Source organism: Diaphorobacter sp. B2A2W2 (assembly GCF_056730635.1).
This window is the reverse complement of sequence record NZ_JBWZOR010000016.1, coordinates 26,873-48,486: the sequence shown is the minus strand read 5'-3', so window position 1 is coordinate 48,486 and position 21,614 is coordinate 26,873. Positions and strand designations below refer to the sequence as shown.

15 protein-coding genes are annotated in these 21,614 nt (G+C 67.1%); 3 read left to right on the top strand and 12 right to left on the bottom strand.

The window, feature by feature from the left end:
• Nucleotides 1-10: 10 nt before the first annotated feature.
• Together AC1PPL_RS18800 and AC1PPL_RS18795 are read right to left on the bottom strand one after the other, a co-directional pair.
• Nucleotides 11-1,210, bottom strand: a complete 1,200-nt coding sequence (locus AC1PPL_RS18800) for an acetyl-CoA C-acyltransferase (RefSeq protein WP_011806829.1) — start codon at nucleotides 1,208-1,210, stop codon at nucleotides 11-13.
• Nucleotides 1,211-1,352: 142 nt separating this feature from the next.
• Entirely contained in the window at nucleotides 1,353-3,470 is a 2,118-nt protein-coding gene (locus AC1PPL_RS18795; RefSeq protein ID WP_479973921.1) for a 3-hydroxyacyl-CoA dehydrogenase NAD-binding domain-containing protein, read from the bottom strand.
• Between the two features lie 132 nt (nucleotides 3,471-3,602).
• On the opposite strand from AC1PPL_RS18795, the gene AC1PPL_RS18790 reads away from it, so the two are divergent.
• Nucleotides 3,603-4,541, top strand: a complete 939-nt coding sequence (locus tag AC1PPL_RS18790) for a LysR family transcriptional regulator (protein ID WP_287966200.1) — start codon at nucleotides 3,603-3,605, stop codon at nucleotides 4,539-4,541.
• A gap of 13 nt (nucleotides 4,542-4,554) precedes the next feature.
• Here AC1PPL_RS18790 and AC1PPL_RS18785 read toward each other — a convergent pair whose 3' ends face one another.
• From AC1PPL_RS18785 to uvrA, 7 genes are all read right to left on the bottom strand, one after another.
• The gene (locus tag AC1PPL_RS18785) at nucleotides 4,555-4,917 is read right to left on the bottom strand and encodes a YXWGXW repeat-containing protein (protein WP_011806832.1); all 363 of its coding nucleotides are present in this window, start codon (nucleotides 4,915-4,917) and stop codon (nucleotides 4,555-4,557) included.
• A 93-nt stretch (nucleotides 4,918-5,010) separates the two neighbouring features.
• Entirely contained in the window at nucleotides 5,011-5,889 is an 879-nt protein-coding gene (htpX, locus tag AC1PPL_RS18780; protein ID WP_015914297.1) for a protease HtpX, read from the bottom strand.
• 127 nt (nucleotides 5,890-6,016) lie between these two features.
• Nucleotides 6,017-6,790 (bottom strand): DUF3025 domain-containing protein, encoded by a 774-nt coding sequence (locus AC1PPL_RS18775; protein WP_479973920.1) that lies wholly within the window; start codon nucleotides 6,788-6,790, stop codon nucleotides 6,017-6,019.
• Nucleotides 6,787-7,644, bottom strand: coding sequence for an NYN domain-containing protein (locus AC1PPL_RS18770; RefSeq protein ID WP_479973919.1), 858 nt, complete (start codon nucleotides 7,642-7,644; stop codon nucleotides 6,787-6,789). Before AC1PPL_RS18770 ends, AC1PPL_RS18775 begins: the two co-directional genes overlap by 4 nt.
• Before the next feature lie 33 nt (nucleotides 7,645-7,677).
• Nucleotides 7,678-8,721, bottom strand: coding sequence for a dihydroorotase (gene pyrC, locus AC1PPL_RS18765; protein WP_479973918.1), 1,044 nt, complete (start codon nucleotides 8,719-8,721; stop codon nucleotides 7,678-7,680).
• Nucleotides 8,722-8,859: 138 nt separating this feature from the next.
• Nucleotides 8,860-9,369 carry a hypothetical protein gene (locus tag AC1PPL_RS18760; RefSeq protein WP_088888312.1) on the bottom strand — a complete coding sequence of 170 codons (510 nt, stop codon included), beginning with the start codon at nucleotides 9,367-9,369 and terminating at the stop codon, nucleotides 8,860-8,862.
• A gap of 137 nt (nucleotides 9,370-9,506) precedes the next feature.
• Nucleotides 9,507-15,332 carry an excinuclease ABC subunit UvrA gene (uvrA, locus tag AC1PPL_RS18755; protein WP_479973917.1) on the bottom strand — a complete coding sequence of 1,942 codons (5,826 nt, stop codon included), beginning with the start codon at nucleotides 15,330-15,332 and terminating at the stop codon, nucleotides 9,507-9,509.
• A 158-nt stretch (nucleotides 15,333-15,490) separates the two neighbouring features.
• Here uvrA and AC1PPL_RS18750 point away from each other — a divergent pair, with 158 nt between their 5' ends.
• Nucleotides 15,491-16,603, top strand: a complete 1,113-nt coding sequence (locus AC1PPL_RS18750) for an ABC transporter substrate-binding protein (protein WP_047350705.1) — start codon at nucleotides 15,491-15,493, stop codon at nucleotides 16,601-16,603.
• A 134-nt stretch (nucleotides 16,604-16,737) separates the two neighbouring features.
• Nucleotides 16,738-17,862: an ABC transporter substrate-binding protein gene (locus tag AC1PPL_RS18745; RefSeq protein ID WP_479973916.1), complete on the top strand. Its 1,125-nt coding sequence runs from the start codon at nucleotides 16,738-16,740 to the stop codon at nucleotides 17,860-17,862.
• An 86-nt stretch (nucleotides 17,863-17,948) separates the two neighbouring features.
• On the opposite strand, the gene AC1PPL_RS18740 is transcribed toward AC1PPL_RS18745, so the two are convergent.
• The 3 genes from AC1PPL_RS18740 to AC1PPL_RS18730 form a co-directional block, all read right to left on the bottom strand.
• Nucleotides 17,949-18,116 carry a hypothetical protein gene (locus tag AC1PPL_RS18740; protein ID WP_172734575.1) on the bottom strand — a complete coding sequence of 56 codons (168 nt, stop codon included), beginning with the start codon at nucleotides 18,114-18,116 and terminating at the stop codon, nucleotides 17,949-17,951.
• 142 nt (nucleotides 18,117-18,258) lie between these two features.
• On the bottom strand, nucleotides 18,259-19,269 hold the full coding sequence (locus AC1PPL_RS18735; RefSeq protein ID WP_196994932.1) for a porin: 1,011 nt from the start codon (nucleotides 19,267-19,269) through the stop codon (nucleotides 18,259-18,261).
• A gap of 238 nt (nucleotides 19,270-19,507) precedes the next feature.
• A complete protein-coding gene (locus AC1PPL_RS18730) occupies nucleotides 19,508-21,202 on the bottom strand; it encodes an MFS transporter (protein ID WP_015914307.1) in 1,695 nt (564 codons plus the stop codon).
• Nucleotides 21,203-21,614: the final 412 nt, after the last annotated feature.

The window sequence follows — 21,614 nt, the reverse complement described above, 5'->3', positions numbered from 1 at the left end:
GGGAGTCTCTTCAGAAAATTTCAAACAGCCCGGCCGCGCCCTGGCCGCCGCCGATGCACATGGTCACCACGGCCCACTTCACGGACGGGTCCTTGGCCTTGCGGCGCTGGCCTTCCAGCAAGACGTGGCCGGCCAGCCGCGCGCCCGTCATACCGAACGGGTGGCCGATGGAAATCGCGCCGCCGTTGACGTTCAGCCGCTCCATGGGAATGCCCAGTTGCCGCTGGCAGTACAGGGCCTGCGAGGCAAAGGCCTCGTTCAGCTCCCACAGGGCGATGTCTTCGACCTTCAGGCCCGCGCGCTCCAGCAGGCGCGGCACGGCGAACACGGGGCCGATGCCCATCTCGTCGGGCTCGCAGCCCGCCACCGCAAATCCGCGGAAGGCGCCCAGGGCCTGCAGGCCGCGGCGCTCGGCCTCTTTGGCTTCCATCATCACGCAGGCGGCCGAGCCGTCGGACAGCTGCGAGGCATTGCCCGCGGTGACGAACTTGCCCGCGCCCTTCACGGGCTCCAGCTTGGCCAGGCCTTCGAGCGTGGTGCCGGGGCGGTTGCAGTTGTCCATGGTGGCGACCACCTCGCGGTAGGTCACCTCGCCGGTTTCCTTGTTCTTCTCGGCCATGGTGGTGGCGCAGGGCACGATCTCGTTGTCGAACACGCCACTGGCCTGCGCGGCCGCCGTGCGCTGCTGGCTTTGCAGCGAAAACGCGTCCTGGTCCTCGCGCGTGATGCCATAGCGCTGGGCCACCACGTCGGCGGTGTCGATCATCTCCATGAACAGCGCGGGCTTGTGCTCCACCAGCCAGGGGTCCAGGTGCGAGGCGCCGCTGCGGCCGGCGGGGTTCATGAGCGAGATGCTCTCCACGCCGCCGGCGACCATGGCGGGCACGCCCTCCAGCACGATGCGGCCTGCGGCCACGGCGATCGCCTGCAGGCCTGAGGAGCAGAAGCGGTTGATCACCGTGCCGCCCACCGTCACCGGCAGGCCGGCGCGCAGCGCAGTCTGGCGGCCGATGTTGCGGCCGGTGGTGCCCTCGGGGTAGCCACAGCCCCAGACCAGGTCTTCGATCAGGCCGGGGTCGATGCCGGCGCGCTGCACGGCAGCCTGCACCGAGAAGGCCCCCAGCTGGGCGCCCGGGGTTTGGTTGAATTCGCCGCGGTGCGACTTGGTGAGCGGCGTGCGGGCGGTGGAAACGATGACGGCTTCGCGCATGGCGGGTCTCCTGGGTGTCTCGGGATGCTGTGTTTTTGATAGCTGCTAGCGCTTGTTCAACGGGTCTTTAAGCATGAAAACCCATTGAAACCTTTGAATGACAAGCGCTGGCAGCTCCTGTTTTTGATAATCGGCCAGAGAATCAAGCTGCCTTGTTCAGGCTGTCGAAGTTGCGGCCCTCGGCCACCAGCTTTTCCAGCAGCGGCGCGGGCTTCCAGAACAGCGGGTCTTCCTTCTCGAAGGCGCGGATGTCGGCCAGCACCTTGTCCAGGCCCGTCATGTCGGCCCATTTCATCGGGCCACCGCGCCAGCGCGGAAAACCGTAGCCGGACAGGAAGGTCACGTCCACATCCAGCGGGCGCAGGGCAATGCCCTCTTGCACCACCTTGGCGCCTTCGTTGACCATGGCAGCCATGTAGCGGCGCATGATCTCGTCGGCCGTGAATTGGCGCGGCGTGATGCCCTTCTTGGCGCGCTCGGCGTCCACGATGGCCAGCACCTCGGGGTCGGGCTGGCCCACGCGGGCGCCCTGCGGGTAGAGGTAAAAGCCCCGGCCGGTCTTCTGGCCGAACCAGCCGCGCTCGCAGACGCGGTCGGCCACCTCGACGTAGCGGGCCTGAGGGTCGCGCGTGGCGGCGCGCCGCTTGCGCGTGGCCCAGCCGATGTCGCCACCGGCCAGGTCGGTCACCTGGAACGGGCCCATCGCAAAGCCGAAGCCGCGCACGGCCTCGTCGATCTCGTAGGGGCTGGCGCCGTCTTCCATCAGGTAGTCAGCCGCCTGCTTGTACACGGCCAGGATGCGGTTGCCGATGAAGCCGTCGCACACGCCGGCGCGCACGGGCACCTTCTTCATCTTCTTGGCCAGCGCGAAGGCGGTGGTCACCACGTCGGGCGCCACCTTGGCGGGCACCACGATCTCCAGCAGCTTCATGATGTTCGCCGGGCTGAAGAAATGCAGGCCGATCACGTCCTGCGGGCGCGAGGTGGCGGCGGCAATCGCGTCGATGTCCAGGTACGAGGTGTTGGTGGCTAGCACCGCGCCCGGCTTGCAGACGCGGTCTAGTTCCTTGAACACGGCCTTCTTGACCTCCAGGTCCTCGAACACGGCCTCGATCACCAAGTCCACATCGGCGATGTCGTCGTAGCGGGTGCTGGGCGTATAGCGCGCCAGGATGGCGACCTTGCCTTCCGCGGTCATGCGGCGCTTGGCGATCAGGCCGTCGTAGACCTTCTCGACGTTCTTCTGGCCGCGCGCGATGGACTCGGCGTCGCGCTCGATCATGGTCACGGTGAGGCCGGCGTCCAGCGCGGACACGGTGATGCCCGCGCCCATGGTGCCGCCGCCGATGATGGCGATCTTGGCGAAGTGGCGCGGCGCGGCGGCCTGCGCCTCGGGGATCTTGGCGGTCTCGCGCTCGGCGAAGAACGCGTGCACCAGGCCCTGGCGCTGCGGGCTGTTCAGGCATTCGACGAACAGCGCGCGCTCCTTGGCGATGCCCTCGTCGAACGGCAGCTCCACAGCGGCGCGCACGCATTCCACGATCTTGCCGGGCGAGAACAGGCCGCGGGTCTTCTTGGCGGTCTCAAGCGCCAGCGCGTCCAGCTCGGCCAGCGCGGCGGCCTGGTCGGCAATCTTCAGGTCCCGCGTGCGGCGCGGCTGCGCGCCCTGGGCCAGCAGCTCGTTGGCGTAGGCCAGGCCGGCGGCCACGGGGTCGGTGCCTTCGACCAGTCGGTCCACCAGGCCCGCCGCGGCGGCGGCCTTGGCGCTCAAATGCTTGCCGCTGAGCATCAGCTCGGCTGCCGCCTTCACGCCCATCAGGCGCGGCGCGCGCTGGGTGCCGCCGGCGCCCGGCAGCAGGCCCAGGTTCACCTCGGGCAGGCCCAGGCTGGCCGCGGGCAAGACCAGGCGGTAGTGCGCGGACAGCGCCACTTCCAGCCCGCCGCCCAGCGCGGCGCCGTGGATGGCGGCGACCACCAGCTTGCCGCAGGACTCCAGGCGGTTGCACACCTCGGGCAGCGATGGCGGCACCGGGGGCTTGCCGAACTCGCGGATGTCGGCACCGGCGATGAAGGCCTTGCCCTCGCCCACGATCAGCAGGGCGCGCACGGCGGCATCGCCCTCGGCCTGCTCCACCGCGGCCAGCAGGCCGGCGCGCACCGCCTGCCCCAGGGCATTGACGGGCGGGTTGTTGATGCTGACCACCAGCACCGCACCTTCGCGGCGGGTCTGGACTTCAGGGGCCTGGGCGGCAGGGCTCATGCGTACGTCTCCGGTGTCTCGTAACGGAAAAGTCGCATTCTTGTTCTGATAATGGTTCTTTACAATCCACAGTCAAATTGACAGAGCGTCAAATCTTTTTGAACAAATACCTACCTTCCACCGGAGCTTGACATGGATCTGAATGCCCTGACCCTGCTGGTGGAGATCGTGGACAGCGGCAACCTGAGCCAGGCCGCGCGCAAGCTGAAGATGACCCGCGCCAACGTCAGCTACCACCTGGCGCAGCTGGAGAAGTCGCTGGGCGTGCAGTTGGTCAAGCGCACCACGCGCCGCGTGGAGCCCACCGAGGTGGGGCTGCGCCTGTATGAACATGGCCGCAATGTGCGCAACGAGTTGGCCGCCGCACAGGAGACCATCACCAGCCTGGGCCAGGAGCTGCGCGGGCGCGTGGGCATCAGCGTGCCCAGCGGCTACGGCCAGATGGTGATGAGCGACTGGCTGATCGAGTTCAAGCAGCTGTACCCAGGCATCGTGCTGGACGTGCTGTTCGAGAACCGCGCCGACAACCTGCGCGACGAGGTGGACATCGCCATCCGCGTGATCCAGGAGCCGCCGCTGTCGGTGGTGGCGCGCAGCCTGGGCGATGTGCGCTATGTGGCCTGCGCGTCACTGGACTACGCCGCGCGCCACGGCCTGCCGCGCACGCTGCTGGAGCTGCGCAATGCCCCGGTGATCACGGCCGGCGTGATGGGGCGCCAATTGCGCCTGGCGGCCTACCAGGGGCTGGAGCGGCAAGAGGTGATGCTGGAGCCCACACTGATCTCCGAGCACTTTCCCTTCCTGCGCCAGGGTGTGTTGGCGGGCTTGGGCGTGGGCGTGGTGCCGGACTATGTGGTGCAGGACAAGATCGCCAGCGGCGAGGTGCTGACCGCGCTGCAGGAATACCGCCTGAGCATCTTCGGCACCCACATGTACTTGCTGTACATGCCCAACCGGCACCAGACGCGCGCGGTGCGCACCTGCATCGACTTCCTGTTGGCCAAGGCCGGCCGCAGTGCGCTGCCGCCCGCCCCGCAGGCGGCGCCAGAGGCAGCCGCGACCGGCGGTTGATCGCCGGTCGGGTTCAGCGCGGCCCCCAGCGCCCGCCGCCGCGGTACCAGCCCTGCGGGCCCTGTTGCCAGCGGTAGGGGTGCCACACGTGGCCGCGGTGCGGCGGCACGGCCCAGTAGCCCGGCGTCCATGCATAGCGCCCGCCACCCCAGCCCCAGTAACCGTTGATCCACACATGCACCGGCGAGGGCGCGACAGGAATCACCTCGGTGCGCAGCGGCGGCGGGGGCGCCGGCGCATACACCACCTCGCCCTGCGGCACGACGGGATACGCCGGCGCCACCACGCAGCCGGTCAGTGCCGCGATGGCGCTGGCCAGCGCCACGGCTGGCAGCACGCGGCGCATGCCCAGAGAAACAGGGAAGTTCATCGTCATGGCGCATTCCTGGCAGTCATGCCTTTACACGCAAAAGCCCCTGCCGGATGTTGACAGGGGCTTGTGAAGCGAAGGTAAAGACCGCGCGCTGGATCAGGCGCTCTGGCTGTTTTGCAGTGCGGCCACGCGCTCCTCGATGGGCGGGTGCGAGCTGAACAGCTTGCCGATGTTGCCCGTGATGCCCATGGCCTGCAGGCTCTGGGGCATGGCGCCCGGGCGCATGCCGCCCAGACGGTGCAGCGCGTTGATCATGGGCTGCTTGCGCCCCATGAGCTGGGCGGCGCCGGCGTCGGCGCGGAACTCGCGCTGGCGCGAGAACCAGGCCACGATGATGGCAGCCAGGAAGCCCAGCACGATGTCCAGCACGATGGTGGTGATCATGTAGCCGATGCCGGGGCCCGAGCTGTTCTCGTCGTTCCTGCGCAGGAAGCTGTCCACCGCGTAGCCGATCACGCGCGACAGGAACACCACGAAGGTGTTCATCACGCCCTGGATCAGCGCCATGGTGACCATGTCGCCATTGGCCACGTGCGCGACCTCGTGACCGATCACGGCCTCGACCTCCTCGCGCGTCATGCCCTGCAAGAGACCCGTGGAGACGGCGACCAGGGCCGAGTTCTTGAACGCGCCCGTGGCGAAGGCATTGGGCTCGCCCTCGTAGATGCCGACCTCGGGCATCTGGATGCCGGCTTTTTCGGAGAAGGCCCGCACGGTCTCCACGATCCAGGCCTCATCCCCGTTGCGCGGCGCGTTGATGATCGTGACGCCCATGCTCATCTTGGCGATGGGCTTGCTCATCAGGAGCGAGATGATGGCGCCGCCAAAACCCATGATGAAGGCAAAGCCCAGCAGGGCGCCCAGGTTCAGGCCGTTGGCCGTCAGGTAGCGGTTCACGCCCAGCAGGCTGGCAACGATGCCCAGCACCACCACGACGGCGACGTTGGTCAGCAAAAAGAGCGCAATGCGTTTCATCGATGGCTTCTCCGTGGAAAGCGACGGTAAGGCCGCGGACAGGCGCGGCGGGCAGAAAACAAGTTGGGGATGGAGCGCGGCGCTTCAAGCCGCGCGGGCAGCGAAGGGTGCGCCTGTTGTGGTTGCGTTATGCGACGCGCGCGCTGCGGAAAACGAGGGAGTCATCATAGAAGCAAAAGTTCTCGTTCTCGGGCCACCAGCCCGGCACACCCAGAACCGGCAGGGGATTGAACGGCTTGGCCGCGAGCCATGGCGCGCTGAGGTCTCGCGCCAGCGCCTGGTCCGCCATTGCTTCGCTTTTGATAGCTGCCTGCGCTTGATAGACGTGCGCTGTGATCGATTTTCGGGGTGACACCAGCTTTTCCAGCAGGGCATGGCCCAGGACCAGCAGCCGCGCCTGCCGCCACAGCGGGCGCAGTTCCACGCACAGCCGGCGCCACTCGCGCGCGGCCAGGGCTTCGTGCAGAGGTTGCGGCGCCAGCAGCACGGCGCCGTTCTCGTCGAACACCGTGACCGCGTCACGCAGCGGCCCGCGCACCGCGCCCACGCCCTGCGCAGCGATGGCGCGGGCCTGCAAGTCGTTGAGACGCCGCTTGGTAGCCGGGTAGTGCAGCCAGATCAGGCCGTTGAAGAAGTCATGCAGGTTGTCGCGCGTGGGCACGCGGCGCTGGCCATGGACGAACTGCTCATAGGCCTCGCCCGCTGGGAGTGCCTGCTGCGGCGCGAAGCGAATACCCGGCGCCAGCCCCGCGCAGTCCATGGCAGCGTTGAGCGCGTCGGCCACGCAGGCGCCGGCCTGCACGCGTGCCGCCACCTGTGGCCCCAGGACCGCCAGCGGCGCAAGCCAGGGGCGTTGCCAGTCGATGGCCGCCAACGCCTGCGCGGCGGAGGGTTCGCTCACGTGCTGGCCGGCCCACCGGCGGGCGGGGCCGGAGCACGCGCCGCGCGCTTGTCGCGCACGGCCACGCGCGAGGTGCCCTCGTCGCGGAACTCGAAGGCCTGCGTGGCCGCCAGCAGCTTGGACAGCGAAGCATAGCCGTAGTTGCGGGCATCGAACGAGGTCTTGTTGCCAATCTGTGTGCCCACCGCACCCACGCGGGCCCAGCCGGTTTCGTCCGCGCACGCCTGCACGGCATCACGCAGCAGGTTCATGAGGCGCGTTTCCTGGCGCAGTTGGGCCGTGGGCACGCGCAGCGTGGCGGGGCACAGCGGCACGCCGGGGGCGGGCACGTCCTCGGTCTTGGCGGGGGCGGGTTGCGCGGGCGCGGCCGTGGCCTCGGGCCGGGCCGGCAGGGCTGCGCCCTCGGCGTCTTCCTCGCTGACCAGCGACTCTAGGTACAGGAAACGCGAGCAGGCGTTCACGAAAGGCTTGGGCGTCTGCGCGGCGCCAAAGCCGTACACCGCCGAGCCCTTGGCCCGCAGGTGCATGACCAAGGGGGTGAAGTCGGCGTCGGACGACACGATGCCGAACGCGTCGGGCCGCTCTGAATAGAGCAGTTCCATCGCGTCCACCGTCATCGCCATGTCGGTGGCGTTCTTGCGCTTGGAGTAGTCGAACTGCTGGATCGGCCGGATGGCGAACTCCAGCAGCCGCTGCTGCCAGCCGCCCAGGCCGGACTTGGTCCAGTTGCCGTAGGCGCGGCGCACGTTGATCTCGCCCAGCGTGGACAGTTCGGTAAGGATCTCGTCGATCTTGTCGGCCGGCGCGTTGTCGGCGTCGATCAGCAGCGCAATGCGCAATTGGCGTTCCGCCATGGGTGACCTCCCCCTGTGTGGGTTGTGACGCCTTTATGCCACCAGGCGCCAGGGCAGCGCCTCGCCCGCGCGCAGCGGCTTGAGCGCGGCTTCGCCGAAGGCGAAGCTGTCGGGCGGCGTCCAGCTCTCGCGGCGCAGCGTGACCGTGCCCGTGTTGCGCGGCAGACCGTAGAACGCCGGGCCGTGGAAGCTGGTAAAGCCTTCCAACTTGTCCAGCGCGCCCGCGTTGTCGAAGGCCTCGGCGTACATCTCGATGGCGGCGTGCGCGGTATAGCAGCCCGCGCAGCCGGTGGCATGTTCCTTCAGGTGCGCGGGGTGCGGCGCGCTGTCAGTGCCCAGGAAGAACTTGTCGCTGCCGCTGGTGGCCGCTTGCACCAGCGCCTGGCGGTGCACCTCGCGCTTGAGCACGGGCAGGCAGTAGTAGTGCGGGCGGATGCCGCCGGTGAAGATGGCGTTGCGGTTGTACAGCAGGTGGTGCGCGGTGATGGTGGCGGCCGTGAAGCGGCCGGCCTCCTGCACGTACTGCGCCGCCTCTTTCGTGGTGATGTGCTCGAAGACGATCTTCAGTTCGGGGAAGTCGCGGCGCAGCGGAATGAGTTGCTTCTCGATGAACACCGCCTCGCGGTCAAACAGGTCGATGTCGCTGCTGGTCACCTCGCCATGCACCAGCAGCAGCAGACCCGCCTTCTGCATGGCCTCCAGCGTCTTGTAGGTCTTGCGCAGATCGGTCACGCCCGCGTCGCTGTTGGTGGTGGCGCCTGCGGGGTAGAGCTTGGCGGCGACCACGCCCGCATCCTTGGCACGCGCGATCTCGTCGGGCGGCAGGTTGTCGGTGAGGTAGAGCGTCATCAACGGCTCGAAGGCCACCCCCTCGGGGACGGCGGCGAGGATGCGCTGCTTGTACTCAGCGGCCTGCTGCGCTGTGGTCACCGGCGGTCGCAAGTTGGGCATGATGATGGCGCGGCCGAACTGCGCGGCCGTGTGCGGCACCACGGTGCGCAGCGGCTCCCCGTCGCGCACGTGCAGGTGCCAGTCGTCGGGGCGGGTGATCGTGAGGGTGTCGGTGGTGGCGGTCATGGACCGCATTGTCCCATCCACTACGTGCGCAACACGCGCAAAAAAGAGCCCCGGCGCCGTAGCGGGCCGGGGCAAACCCCGTAGTAGGGGCGAGGGGTAAGCAAAAGAGAGCCGTAAAAGAGCGGGAGGAAGCGGTGCTCAGCAGCCCGACGGGCGGTTGGGCCGCATGGGGATCACGCCCGAAACCGTCACCCGGGCGCCCGAGCCGTCGGTGGCCGTCAGCGTCTTGTTGACCAGGCGGATGCGATCGGTGTCGCGCACCACGGCCACGTCGCTCCAGCCGTCGTCGGCGCGGAACTCGCGGTCCATGAAGGTGAAGAAGGCCTCGTACACCGATGTGGCATCGGGCTGGTAGCGGATGTCGCCAAACGCCTGGCCGCTGCCGCCCACGCGGTTGGCACCGTCGAAGCGGAAGGTGCACACCTCGGGGTAGGAGCCGATGGGGTTCTTCTTGTCCACATCGGTAAGGTTGATGTTGCCGTCGCCATACACCCCGTTGAGGCCGTCCACGGTGGAGCCGGTGACGGTCAACACGCCCAGTTGGTCGCTGGGCGTGGGATCGTCGTCGTTGCCTCCGCCGCAGGCGCTGAGAAGAAGGGCAGTGGCGGCCACCGCCGCGGCGCAGGAGGTTCTGACAAAGGTATTCATGGCGCTGTGTGCTGTTGGAGGTTGAACACCGCCAGCAACGCGTGCTGGCAACATGGGTTCGATCCTAGAAAGCGCGCCCAGGGGCGGCGTGTGAGCCACGCACGCCGCACCCTGTAGGAAAAGCCCCCGCGGCCCGGTCAGCGCGCCAACACCGGTGCCAGCGCCTTGCCGGTGTGCGTGCCCTGGCGCACCACGTCCTCGGGCGTGGCTGCCGCCACGATGCGCCCGCCGTCCTTGCCGCCTTCGGGGCCCAGGTCAATGATCCAGTCGGCCTCGGCAATCACGTCCAGATCGTGCTCGATCACGACCACGCTGTGGCCGCCGTTCACCAGGCGGTGCAGCACCTGGATGAGCTTGTGCACGTCGGCCATGTGCAGGCCCACAGTGGGCTCATCCAGCACGTAGAGCGTGTGCGGGCTTTTCTGCCCGCGCCGGCCTACGTCGTCGCGCACCTTGGTGAGCTCGGTCACCAGCTTGATGCGCTGTGCCTCGCCGCCGCTGAGCGTGGGGCTGGGCTGGCCCAGTGTGAGGTAGCCCAGGCCCACGTCCTTCAGGAGCTGCAGCGGGTGGGCAATGCCGGGCATGCTGGCGAAGAACTCCACGGCCTCGTCCACCTCCATCTGCAGCACATCGCCGATGCTCTTGCCGCGCCAGGTGACGGCCAGCGTCTCGGGGTTGAAGCGCGCGCCGTGGCAGACCTCGCAGGGCACCTTCACATCGGGCAGGAAGCTCATCTCGATGGTGCGCACGCCCTGCCCTTCGCAGGCCGGGCAGCGCCCCTCGCCGGTGTTGAAGCTGAAGCGCCCGGGCGCATAGCCGCGCGCCTTGGCCTCCAGGGTCTCGGCGAACAGCTTGCGGATGGTGTCCCAGAAGCCGATGTAGGTGGCGGGGCAGCTGCGCGGCGTCTTGCCGATGGGCGTCTGGTCCACCTCCAGCACGCGGTCGATGGTCTCGAAGCCCGACAGGCCGGTGCAGCCGGCCAGCGGCGGCGCCTTGCCCGCATCCATGGCGTCGCGCCCGGCCTTGGTGGCGCGCTGGCCCACCCAGGCGGCCACGTTGGCCAGCAACACGTCGCGCGCCAGCGTGGACTTGCCCGAGCCGCTTACGCCCGTGACGGCCACCAGCCGCTGCAGCGGCACGCGTGCAGTGACCTGCTGCAGGTTGTGCAGGTGCGCGCCGTGCACGGTGAGCCAGCGCAGGGGTTCCGCATCGTTTTGGCCTCCAGAGCCCGCCAGATGGGCGCCATCAGCTACTTTTTCAATAGCATCTACCGGACGACGCGCCTGCAGCGGGTGGCGCATGGCGTGCAGCAGGTAGCGGCCGGTCTGCGAGTCCGGGGCCGCCTGCACGTCGGCCACCGTGCCCTGGGCCACCAGGCGCCCGCCGCGCTTGCCGGCGCTGGGGCCGATGTCGATGATGTGGTCCGCGCGGCGGATGGTGTCCTCGTCGTGCTCCACCACCACCAGGGTGTTGCCCTTGTCGCCGAGCTTGTGCAGGGCGTTCAGCAGGATCTGGTTGTCGCGCGCGTGCAGGCCGATGGTCGGCTCGTCCAGCACATAGCACACGCCCTGCAGGTTGCTGCCCAGCTGCGCCGCCAGGCGGATGCGCTGCGCCTCGCCGCCGCTGAGCGTGGGCGCGCCGCGGTCCAGCGTGAGGTAGGACAGCCCGACTTCCTCCAGGAATTCCAGCCGGCTCTGGATCTCGGGCACAAGGTCGCGCGCAATCTCCGCCTCGCGCCCCGACAGCTGCAGCCCGGCGATCCACTGCCGCACTTCGGCCACCGACAGGCGCGCCACCTCGGTGATCGGCGTGCCGGCGAACTGCACGGCGCGCGCCACCGGGTTCAGGCGCGTGCCCTGGCAGGTGGGACAGGCGGCGTCGGCCACGTCCTCCATCTCGGGCTCGGCAAAGGTTTGCTCGCGGCCGCGGTTGTCCTCCGACTGCACGGAGTCGTCCAACACCTTGCGCTGCGCCGATGTCAGCTTGACGCCCGTGCCCACGCAGTCGGGGCACCAGCCATGCTTGCTGTTGTAGGAGAACAGGCGCGGGTCCAGCTCGGCATAGCTGGTGGCGCACACGGGGCAGGCGCGCTTGGTGGAAAACACCTGCAGCCGCCCGATGTGCGCCGTGGGCGCTCCGTCCTGCAGCGCCTGCTGCAGGCCGTCCAGGCCGCTCAGCACATGCACCACGCCCTTGCCCAGCTCCAGCGCCTTGGACAGTTGCGTGCGCAGCGTGTCTTCATGCTCCGGCGACACGTCCACGCTGGCCACGGGCAGCTCGATGGTGTGCTCCTTGAAGCGGTCGATGCGCGGAAAGCCCGCGGTCGGCAGGAAGTGGCCGTCCACGCGCAGGTGGGTGTAGCCACGCGGGCGCGCCCAGTCGGCCAGTTCGGTATAGACGCCCTTGCGGTTCACGACCAGCGGCGCGAGCAGCCCAATGTGCTGGCCGCGGTAGTCGCGCAGCAGCTGCGCGGCAATGCTCTCGCTGGTCTGTGGCTGCACCGCCGCGCCGTCGTGCACGCAGTGCTGCACGCCCAGCTTCACATACAGCAGACGCAGGAAGTGCCACACCTCGGTGGTCGTGCCCACGGTGCTCTTGCGCCCGCCGCGCGACAGACGCTGCTCGATGGCCACGGTGGGCGGAATGCCGTACACCGCGTCCACCTCGGGCCGGCCGGCCGGCTGCACGATGCTGCGGGCGTAGGCGTTCAGGCTCTCCAGGTAGCGGCGCTGGCCTTCGTTGAACAGGATGTCGAACGCCAGCGTGGACTTGCCCGAGCCGCTCACGCCGGTGATCACGTTGAACCGGCCGCGCGGAATGTCCAGCGTGAGGTGCCGCAGGTTGTGCTCACGCGCGTTCACGATCTCTATGGCGTTTTTGGCCTCTGGCGCTTTTCCATCCAGCGCGAGCAGCTTATCTTTTCGTAGCACCGCCTGCTGCTCGTGCACCGAATGGCCGCCCTCGCCCAGCGCCAGTTCGTACTCGCGCAGCGCCTGCGCGGTGTGCGACGTGGGGTGCTGACGCACCTCCTCGGGTGCGCCCTCGGCCACCACCTGGCCGCCGGCGTCGCCGCCTTCGGGCCCCAGGTCGATGAGCCAGTCGCTGGCGCGGATCACGTCCAGGTTGTGCTCGATGACGATGAGCGAATGCCCCGCGTCCAGCAGCTTGCGCAGCGCGCGCATGAGCTTGGCGATGTCGTCGAAGTGCAGGCCGGTGGTGGGCTCGTCGAACAGGAACAGCGTGCCCTTGCGGGCCAGCGGCTGGCGCGACTTGGCCTGGCTCCGGGCCGCCTCGGCCAGGAAGCCCGCCAGCTTCAAGCGCTGCGCCTCGCCGCCCGACAGCGTGGGCACAGGCTGGCCCAGCTTCACGTACTCCAGCCCCACGTCCACGATGGGCTGCAGCGCGCGGATCACCTCGCGGTCTTTCGCAAACAGCTCTGCCGCCTCGTGCACGGTGAGATCCAGTACGTCCGCCACGTTGAACAGCCTGCCACCGCGTTCGATGCGCACCTCCAGGATCTCGGACCGGTAGCGCTTGCCGTCGCAGTCGGGGCAGCGCAGGTACACGTCCGACAGAAACTGCATCTCCACATGCTCGAAACCCGAGCCGCCGCAGGTGGGGCAGCGCCCGTCGCCCGAGTTGAAGCTGAACTTGGCCGCGGTGTAGCTGCGCTCCCGGGCCAGCGGCGCCACGGCGAACAGCTCGCGGATGGCATCCCACGCACCCACATAGCTCACGGGGTTGGAGCGCGCCGTCTTGCCGATGGGCGACTGGTCCACGAACACCACGTCGCTTAAAAGATCGGCACCCAGCAGGCGCTCATGCGCGCCGGGCGTCTCCGTGGCCTTGCCGAAGTAGCGCATGAGCGCGGGCGCCAGCACGTCCTGGATCAGCGTGGACTTGCCCGAGCCCGACACGCCGGTGATGGTGACCAGGCGCTGCAGCGGGAACTCCACGTTCACATCGCGCAGGTTGTGCTCGCGCGCACCCTCCAGCACCAGGCGCGGCGTGGCATCCGTCACCAGGCGCTTGAGCCCGGTGCCGATCTGTTTGTGCCCGCCGAGGTACTGGCCGGTCAGCGTGGGCGCGCGGCGCAGTTCGCCCACCGTGCCGTCGAACACGATCTGCCCGCCGCGCTCGCCGGGACCCGGGCCGAAGTCGAGGACGCGGTCGGCCGCGAGCATCACGGCGGGGTCGTGCTCCACCACCACCAGCGTGTTGCCCGCGTCGCGCAGGCGCAGCATGGCCTCGGTGATGCGGTGCATGTCGCGCGGGTGCAGGCCGATGCTGGGCTCGTCCAGCACGAACAGCGTGTTCACCAGCGAGGTGCCCAACGCCGTGGTCAGGTTGATGCGCTGCACCTCGCCGCCCGACAGCGTGCGGCTTTGCCGGTCCAGCGTGAGGTAGCCAATGCCCACGTCGCACAGGTACTTGAGGCGCGTGGCGATCTCGTCGTGCAGCAACTGCAGCGCCTGGCGATCGCCAGCCTGAGAGTCGTTTTGGCCTGTAGCGCTTATCTGGAGAGCGCCACCAGCTATTGAAACAGGAGCATTCTGCACACCCGCCATGCGCGCGAAGAAGCGCCGCAGGCGGTCGATGGGCAGCAACATCAGGTCGTGCAGGCACAGGCCGGGCAGCGCCTCCAGCTGCGCGCGCGTCCAGGCCACGCCCTGCGGCAGGAAGCGCTGCGCGGGGTCGAGCACGGCGTCGGCGTCCTCCTTGCTGCCCAGCCGCCACAGCAGGCTCTCGGTCTTCAGTCGCGCGCCGGCGCACACCGGGCATGGCGTGTAGCTGCGGTACTTGGACAGCAGCACGCGGATATGCATCTTGTAGGCCTTGCTCTCTAGGTACTCGAAGAAGCGGCGGATGCCGTACCACTGCTTGTTCCAGTTGCCGTTCTTGAAGCCGGGTGTGCCTTCGATCACCCAGTGCTTTTGCTCCGCGGTGAGCTTGTACCAGGGTGTGTCGCGCGGGATACCGGCGGCCTCGGCGTGGCGCATGAGGTCGTCCTGCGCTTCTTTCCAGGCGGGGGTCTGGATGGTCTTGATCGCACCGGCGCGCAGCGTGAGCTTGTCGTTGGGAATGACCAGGCCGTAGTCCACGCCGATCACGCGGCCGAAGCCCCGGCAGGTGTCGCAGGCGCCCACGGCGGAGTTGAACGAGAACATGGACGCGATGGGTTCGGCGTAGCGCAGGTCGCTCTCGGGGCAATGCAGGCCGGTGGAGAAGCTCCACAGGTCCGCTTCGCCATCGTCCCGCAGGCGATAGACATTGAGCCGCCCCCCGCCGCGCTTGAGCGCGACCTCGATCGCCTCGACCGCGCGCGCGCGCTCCACGTTGCCCATGCGGAAGCGGTCGGCCACCACGTCCAGCAGCTTGCGCGGGCCGGTGGGCGTGGCCACCTCGCGCTCGGCCTGCACCTTGGTGAAGCCGCTCGCCGACAGCCATTGCTCCAACTGTTCCGCGGTGGTGCCCGCGGGCAGTTCCACGGGAAAGGTGAGCACGATGCGCGGGTCGTCCTCGGCGGCGCAGCGCCGCTGCAACTCGGCATGGATGGTGTCCGGCGAATCGTGGCGCACGGGCAGCGCCGTCTCGCGGTCGAAGAGCTGGCCGGCGCGCGCGAACAGCAGCTTGAGGTGGTCGTTCAGCTCGGTCATCGTGCCCACGGTGGAGCGCGAAGAGCGCACCGGGTTGGTCTGGTCGATGGCGATTGCCGGGGGCACGCCCTCCACCTTGTCCACGGCGGGCTTGTCCATGCGGTCCAGGAACTGGCGCGCGTAGGCGCTGAAGGTCTCCACGTAGCGGCGCTGGCCCTCGGCATACAGCGTGTCGAACACCAGGCTGGACTTGCCGGAGCCGCTGGGACCGGTGACCACGGTGAGCTCGCCCGTGCGGATGTCCAGGTCGATGTTCTTGAGGTTGTGCTGGCGCGCGCCGTGGATACGGATCAGTCCCTGGGTCATGAGCGGGTCTTTCTGCAATGAGGCGGAACATTCTAGGGACGAGCCGGATTCCGCATCGACCGGGTGGACACCACACCACAGCCGGTCACGCAGGTGATGGCGCATCCGGCCCTATCCGTTAGACTGCGCCGCACCAACAACCAAAGAGAGGAGACGCCATGCAGCCATGGCATAAATGGGGGGCCGCCCTGGTCCTGGGCGCAACGCTGGGCGCAAGCCATGCACAGATCCTGGTGGGGCAGACGGCCGGGTTTTCCGGCCAGGTGGCCGCAGGGGTGCAGGAGACCACGCAGGGCGCCAAGCTGTTCCTGGACGCGGTCAATGGCAAGGGCGGCGTGCACGGGCAGAAGATCGAACTGATCTCGATGGACGACAAGTTCGACCCCAAGACCGCCGGCGAGAACGCGCGCACGCTGATCGAGGACAAGAACGTGCATGTCATGTTCCTCACGCGCGGCACGCCCCACACCGAATCCATGATCCCGCACCTGGACAAGCATGGCGTGGCCCTGGTGGGCCCGTCCACGGGCGCCATGGTGCTGCACCAGCCGGTGCGCAAGCACATCTTCAACGTGCGCGCCACCTACCAGCGCGAGGCCGAGAAGGCCATGACCCACCTGGCCTCGATGGGCATCACGCGCATCGCCGTGCTGTATGCGGACGACAGCTTCGGCGCCGATGGCGTCACGGGCGCGCAGAAAGGCCTGACCCAGGCCAAGCTGCAGCCCGTGGTGCTGGAGAAGTTCAATCGCGCCAAGCCGGACTTCACCCCGCTGGTGGCCAAGATCTCCCAGGCGCAGGCCCAGGCCGTCCTGATGGTCGCCTCGGGCACGTCGGTGGTGGATGGCTACAACGCGCTGCGCCAGGCGGGCTCCACGGCACAGGTGGTCACGCTGTCCAACAATGCCTCGGGCGGCTTCATCAAGAGCCTGGGCGAAAATGCCCGCGGCGTGATCGTCACGCAGGTCTACCCGAACGAGCGCAGCCTGACCTTCCCGCTGGTCAAGGAAGCCATCGACCTGGCCAAGGCCAAGGGAATGACCGAGGTCAGCCCGGCCATGCTCGAAGGTTTTGCCGCCGCCAAGGTGCTGGTCGAAGGCCTGCGCCGCGCCGGCCCGAAGCCGTCGCGCGAGAAGATTCAGACGGCCCTGGAATCCATCCAGAAGTTCGATCTGGGCGGGCTGGACATCTCCTACGGCCCCGACGATCACACGGGCCTGGATTTCGCCGATCTTTCCATCATCGGCACGGACGGCAAGTTCCGCCGCTGAAACCCCTTTCATGAGGTCAGACGCCGCCTGGGTGATCGCGCGGCGTCTGCGGCACGTCATTCCAGCGTAGGCTGCCGCCGATACACTCGCCCCTGCTCGCACTCACGCGCAAATACACAGGGAAGAGACACCTCATGAAGACACATTGGAAAAAGTGGGGCGCAGCGTGCGCCCTTGCGGTGGTCAGTGCGGCCTCATCATTGGCCCACGCGCAGTTGCTCGTGGGTCAGACCGTCGGCATCACCGGGTCCGCGGCGGCAACCGTCAAGGAATCGATGCTGGGCGCGTCGCTGTACCTGGACCATGTCAACGCCCGCGGCGGCGTGAACGGGCAGAAGATCGAGCTCGTCGCACTCGACGACAAATTCGATCCCAAGCTAACGCAGGACAACGCCCGCACGCTCATCGAGGACAAGGGTGTGCTGGCACTGTTCATGACGCGCGGCACGCCCCACACCCAGGGCATCGTTGCGCTGCTGGACAAGTACGGCGTGCCGCTGGTGGGGCCCTCCACGGGCGCCATGGCGCTACACCAGCCCGTTTCCCGCAATATCTTCAACGTCCGCGCGCCCTACCAGCGCGAGGTGCAGAAAGCCATCGCCCACCTTGCGCTGCTGGGAGTTCAGCGCATCGGCATCGTGCATGTGGACGACGCCTTCGGCCAGGACGGCCTGGCAGGTGCGCAAAAGGGCCTGCAGAACAACAAGCTGCCCGCCTTGTTCGTGGAGAAGTTCGACCGGGCGAAGCCAGATTTCTCAGCCATCGCCCCGCGCGTGCGTGCGCAGGATCCCCAGGCCGTCATCTTCATCGGCACCGGCGCGGCGGTCGTGGACGGCATCAAGGCACTGCGCGCGGCCGGCGTGGGCGGGCAGATCGTCACGCTGTCAAACAATGCGTCGGGGGGCTTCACCAAGGCGCTGGGCGACCAGGCCCGCGGCGTCATCGTCACGCAGGTCTTTCCGTCCGAGCGGTCGCTGAACTACCCGGTGATCAAGGAAGCCCTGGAATTGGCGAAGGCGCAAGGGCTGAAGGAACTCACTCCGGCCATGGTCGAGGGCTTCGTGAACGCCAAGGTGCTGGCCGAGGGCCTGCGCCGCGCCGGCCCCAAGCCGGACCGTGCACGGCTGCACGCGGCCCTGGAAAGCCTGAGCAAATTCGACCTGGGGGGCCTGGAGCTTTCCTACAGCGCAAAGGAACACTCGGGGCTGGACTTCGCCGACCTGTCCATCATCGGAGCGGACGGCCGGTTCCAGCGCTGAGCGGGCCGTAACGCCACGGCGGCGGAGTCCACCGCCCCATCCAAAACGCGGAGCCTGGCTCCGCGTTTTGGATGGGTGGGGCCAGTTCACTGCGCTGCGCTGGCGCCGGACGCGGGAGCGGCTGCGGACTCGGGCACGTGCGTCGCTTCCACCCCATGCTTTTCACCGCTCATGTCCACCTGGTCTCCTGCCTTCATGATCACGAACAGCATGATCACTGCGAACACCACGAAACCCACCACGATCTTCCACATGCTCATCTCCTGAAAATTGTTGTCGACGGAAAAGGGCGGCACCAATAAAAAAGCCTCACACCATCGTGTGAGGCCTGTCTGATCGCAAGCCCGACTCCATTGAATCAGGCTTGCATTGCAGGCAGCTTACGCTGCCGGTGCATCAGAAGTTGTGGCGAACGCCCAGCGCCAGCGAGCTGAAGTCCTGGCCAGCGGCGCCCGTCATGTAGGTAGCACCTGCCTTGTTGTCCACCTTCGTGTAGAAAGCGTACACCTTGGTGCGCTTGCTGAAGTTGTAGTTGTAGCCCAGGGTCCACTGCGTAGCGGAGCTGTCGGCAATGTCGCTCCACTTGCCGGCGCGGCCCACGTTCACGTGGAACTCGGAAGCACCCATCATGTAGGCGCCCGCCAGGCGGAAGTTGTTGCGGTTGCCTGCGCCCGTGGCGAGGAGCTGGTTGTCGTCCTTGTTACGCTGGTAGTAGCCACCCACGACGAACTGGCCGAAGGTGTACAACGCGCGCAGGCCCAGCTGGCGATTGCTGTCCACTTGGCTGTAGCCGGCGCCCAGGTTCAGCGCGCCGATGTTGTAGTTGGCAGCCAGGTCATAGCCATTCTTTTGCGGAATGGCAGCGTTTTTCTCATGCAACGAGACGGAAGCGTCCACCGTCAGCCCACCGAAGCTGGGCGTGCGATAGCCGATCTTGTTGGTGGTGCTCAGGCCGCCGAACCACACGGGATCGTAGTACAGAGCGTCCGAAGACGTGCCCGTGTCATGGTTGTGCATGCTCACGTAGTCGGCCGTAGCGTAGTACGACTCGGGCATGAAGTTGCCCAGGCGGATCATGCCGAAGCCGCCGGACAGGTTCACTTCGCTCTGGCGGGCGAAGGTCATGCCGGTGGTGGGGTGGGTCCAGCCCGAGCCCGTGCCGGTATCGGAGTTGAAGCCGCTTTCCAGCTGGAAGCCGGCCTTCAGGCCGCCGCCCAGGTCCTCAGTGCCCTTGAAGCCGAAGCGCGAGGAGTTGTTCTGCATGACGGTGTTGCTGGTACCGCCGACCTTCTGGCGTTCCACCGACGTGTTCACGCGGCCGTACAGGGTCACGCTGCTTTGCGCGAAAACAGCGGAAGTACCCAGCAGAGCCAGGGTAGCGAGCAGCAAACGACTTGGTTTTTGCATTTGAGTTCCTTGAATGCTTGTGTCCATCAGTTGTGGTAGGCACAGCTCGCCGCCCGCAGGGAGCCGGTTAGCACAATGTGCAGCTACGGCGCAAATTCTAGGTGTAACCATCTGGGCCAACGCAGGGGAAAGTCCCGCCTGTAATACCCCTGACGTATTGCCGCCACACTTTCGCACAGGCAAAGGTGTGGCGGCAGGGTTTAGTCAGGGAAAACCCTGACAAAAGAGCGGAACGACGTCAGTCGTTGGCGTAGATGTCCACGTCCTTGGTTTCGCGGATGAACAGCGTGCCGATCACTGCCGTCATGCCGGCGATGATGATGGGGTACCACAAGCCGTTATACATATTGCCGGTGGACGCCACGATGGCGAACGATGTCGTGGGCAGCAGGCCGCCGAACCAGCCATTGCCGATGTGGTACGGCAGGCTCATGGAGGTATAGCGGATGCGCGTGGGGAACAGTTCCACCAGCATGGCCGCGATGGGGCCGTAGACCATGGTCACCAGGATCACCAGATACGTCAGGATGACGATCATCATCACCTTGTTCATCTTGGCGGGATCGGCCTTGGAGGGGTAGCCGGCGAGCTTCAGGTCTTCCGCCATCTCCTTCTTGAAGGCGGCGATGGCCTTCACGCTTGCCTCGTCGAACTTGTGGTTGACCACGGTGCCGCTGGGTGCCGTAACGACCTTGTCGCCGATCTTCACCACGGCCTGGGAGCCGGGTGCGCCTGCGGCGTTGTCATAGCTCACCGAATTCTGCACCAGGTAGCGCTTGGCGATGTCGCAGGAGCTCTTGAAGTCGATCTCGCGTGCCACGGGGTTGCCCTGGAACGAGCAGGTGGCGGGATCGGCAGTCACCACGACACCCGCCGTTGCCTGGGCCTTTGCCAGGTCGGGGTTGGCGGCTTCCGTCAGCATCTTGAAGGCCGGGAAGTAGGTCAGCACGGCCAGCACGCAACCCAGCATGATGATGGGCTTGCGGCCGATCTTGTCGGACAGCGAGCCGAACACCACGAAGAACGGGGTGCCGATCAGCAGCGCGGCAGCGATCATCAGGTTGGCCGTGACGGCATCCACCTTGAGCTGCTGCATCAGGAAGAACAGCGCATAGAACTGGCCCGTGTACCACACCACTGCCTGGCCGGCGGTCAGGCCCACCAGCGCCAGGATCACGATCTTCAGGTTCTTCCATTCGCCGAACGACTCGGACAGCGGCGCCTTCGACGTCTTGCCCTCGGCCTTCATCTTCTGGAAGGCCGGCGACTCGGACAGCGACAGGCGAATCCACACCGAGATGCCCAGCAGCAGAATGGACACCAGGAACGGAATGCGCCAGCCCCAGTCGTTGAACACGGGCTCGCCCAGTATGGTGCGGGTGCCCAGAATCACCAGCAGCGACAGGAACAGGCCCAGCGTGGCCGTGGTCTGGATCCACGAGGTGTAGGCACCGCGGCGGCCATGGGGCGCGTGCTCGGCCACGTAGGTGGCCGCACCGCCGTATTCACCGCCCAGCGCCAGGCCTTGCAGCATGCGCAGCGCGATCAGGATGACCGGTGCCGCGATGCCGATGCTGGCGTAGCTGGGCAGCACGCCGACGATGAAGGTCGAGATGCCCATGATCAGGATGGTCACCAGGAAGGTGTACTTGCGCCCGATCATGTCGCCCAGGCGGCCGAACACCAGCGCGCCGAACGGGCGCACCAGGAAGCCGGCCGCGAAGGCCAGCAGCGCGAAGATGAACGCCGCGCCAGCATCCAGCCCGCTGAAGAACTGCTTGGCAATGATGGCCGCGAGCGAGCCGTAGAGGTAGAAGTCGTACCACTCGAACACGGTGCCGAGGGACGAGGCGAAGATCACCTTCTTTTCTTCCGCCGACATCGGTCGGGCGGCAGCGCCGGGGCGGCCGGCGTATGCAGTGCTGGTAGCCATGAATGCTGTCTCCTGCTTATTGGGATGGAATCGAAAATGCGCGTAAGAAAGCGCGAAAAACCGACGATCTGAAGCACTCTGCGGTGCTTGCGACGCAATATCGGGCCGCCATCTGACCGAAAGCTGACATGCGCCAAACGCTGCCGCCCCCCAGTCTTACGGCCATCTGACAAACTCCGTGGCAACCCGCAGATCGTTTTTCTTGATGCGAAAAATTGAACTGCGCGAGGCTGCGGTGAGTCCCGCGCACGGCACCAGACACGGGTAACCCCGCAGTTTTTCGCCAGGGTTTGCCCTCCCTAGGACAAACCCTTGACGCATGACAAACCCATACCCGCCGCACAGTGCTGGGCACGGCCCCATGCAAAAAGGCGCCGCAGAACGCTGTCTGCGGCGCCTTGGAACGCCTGCC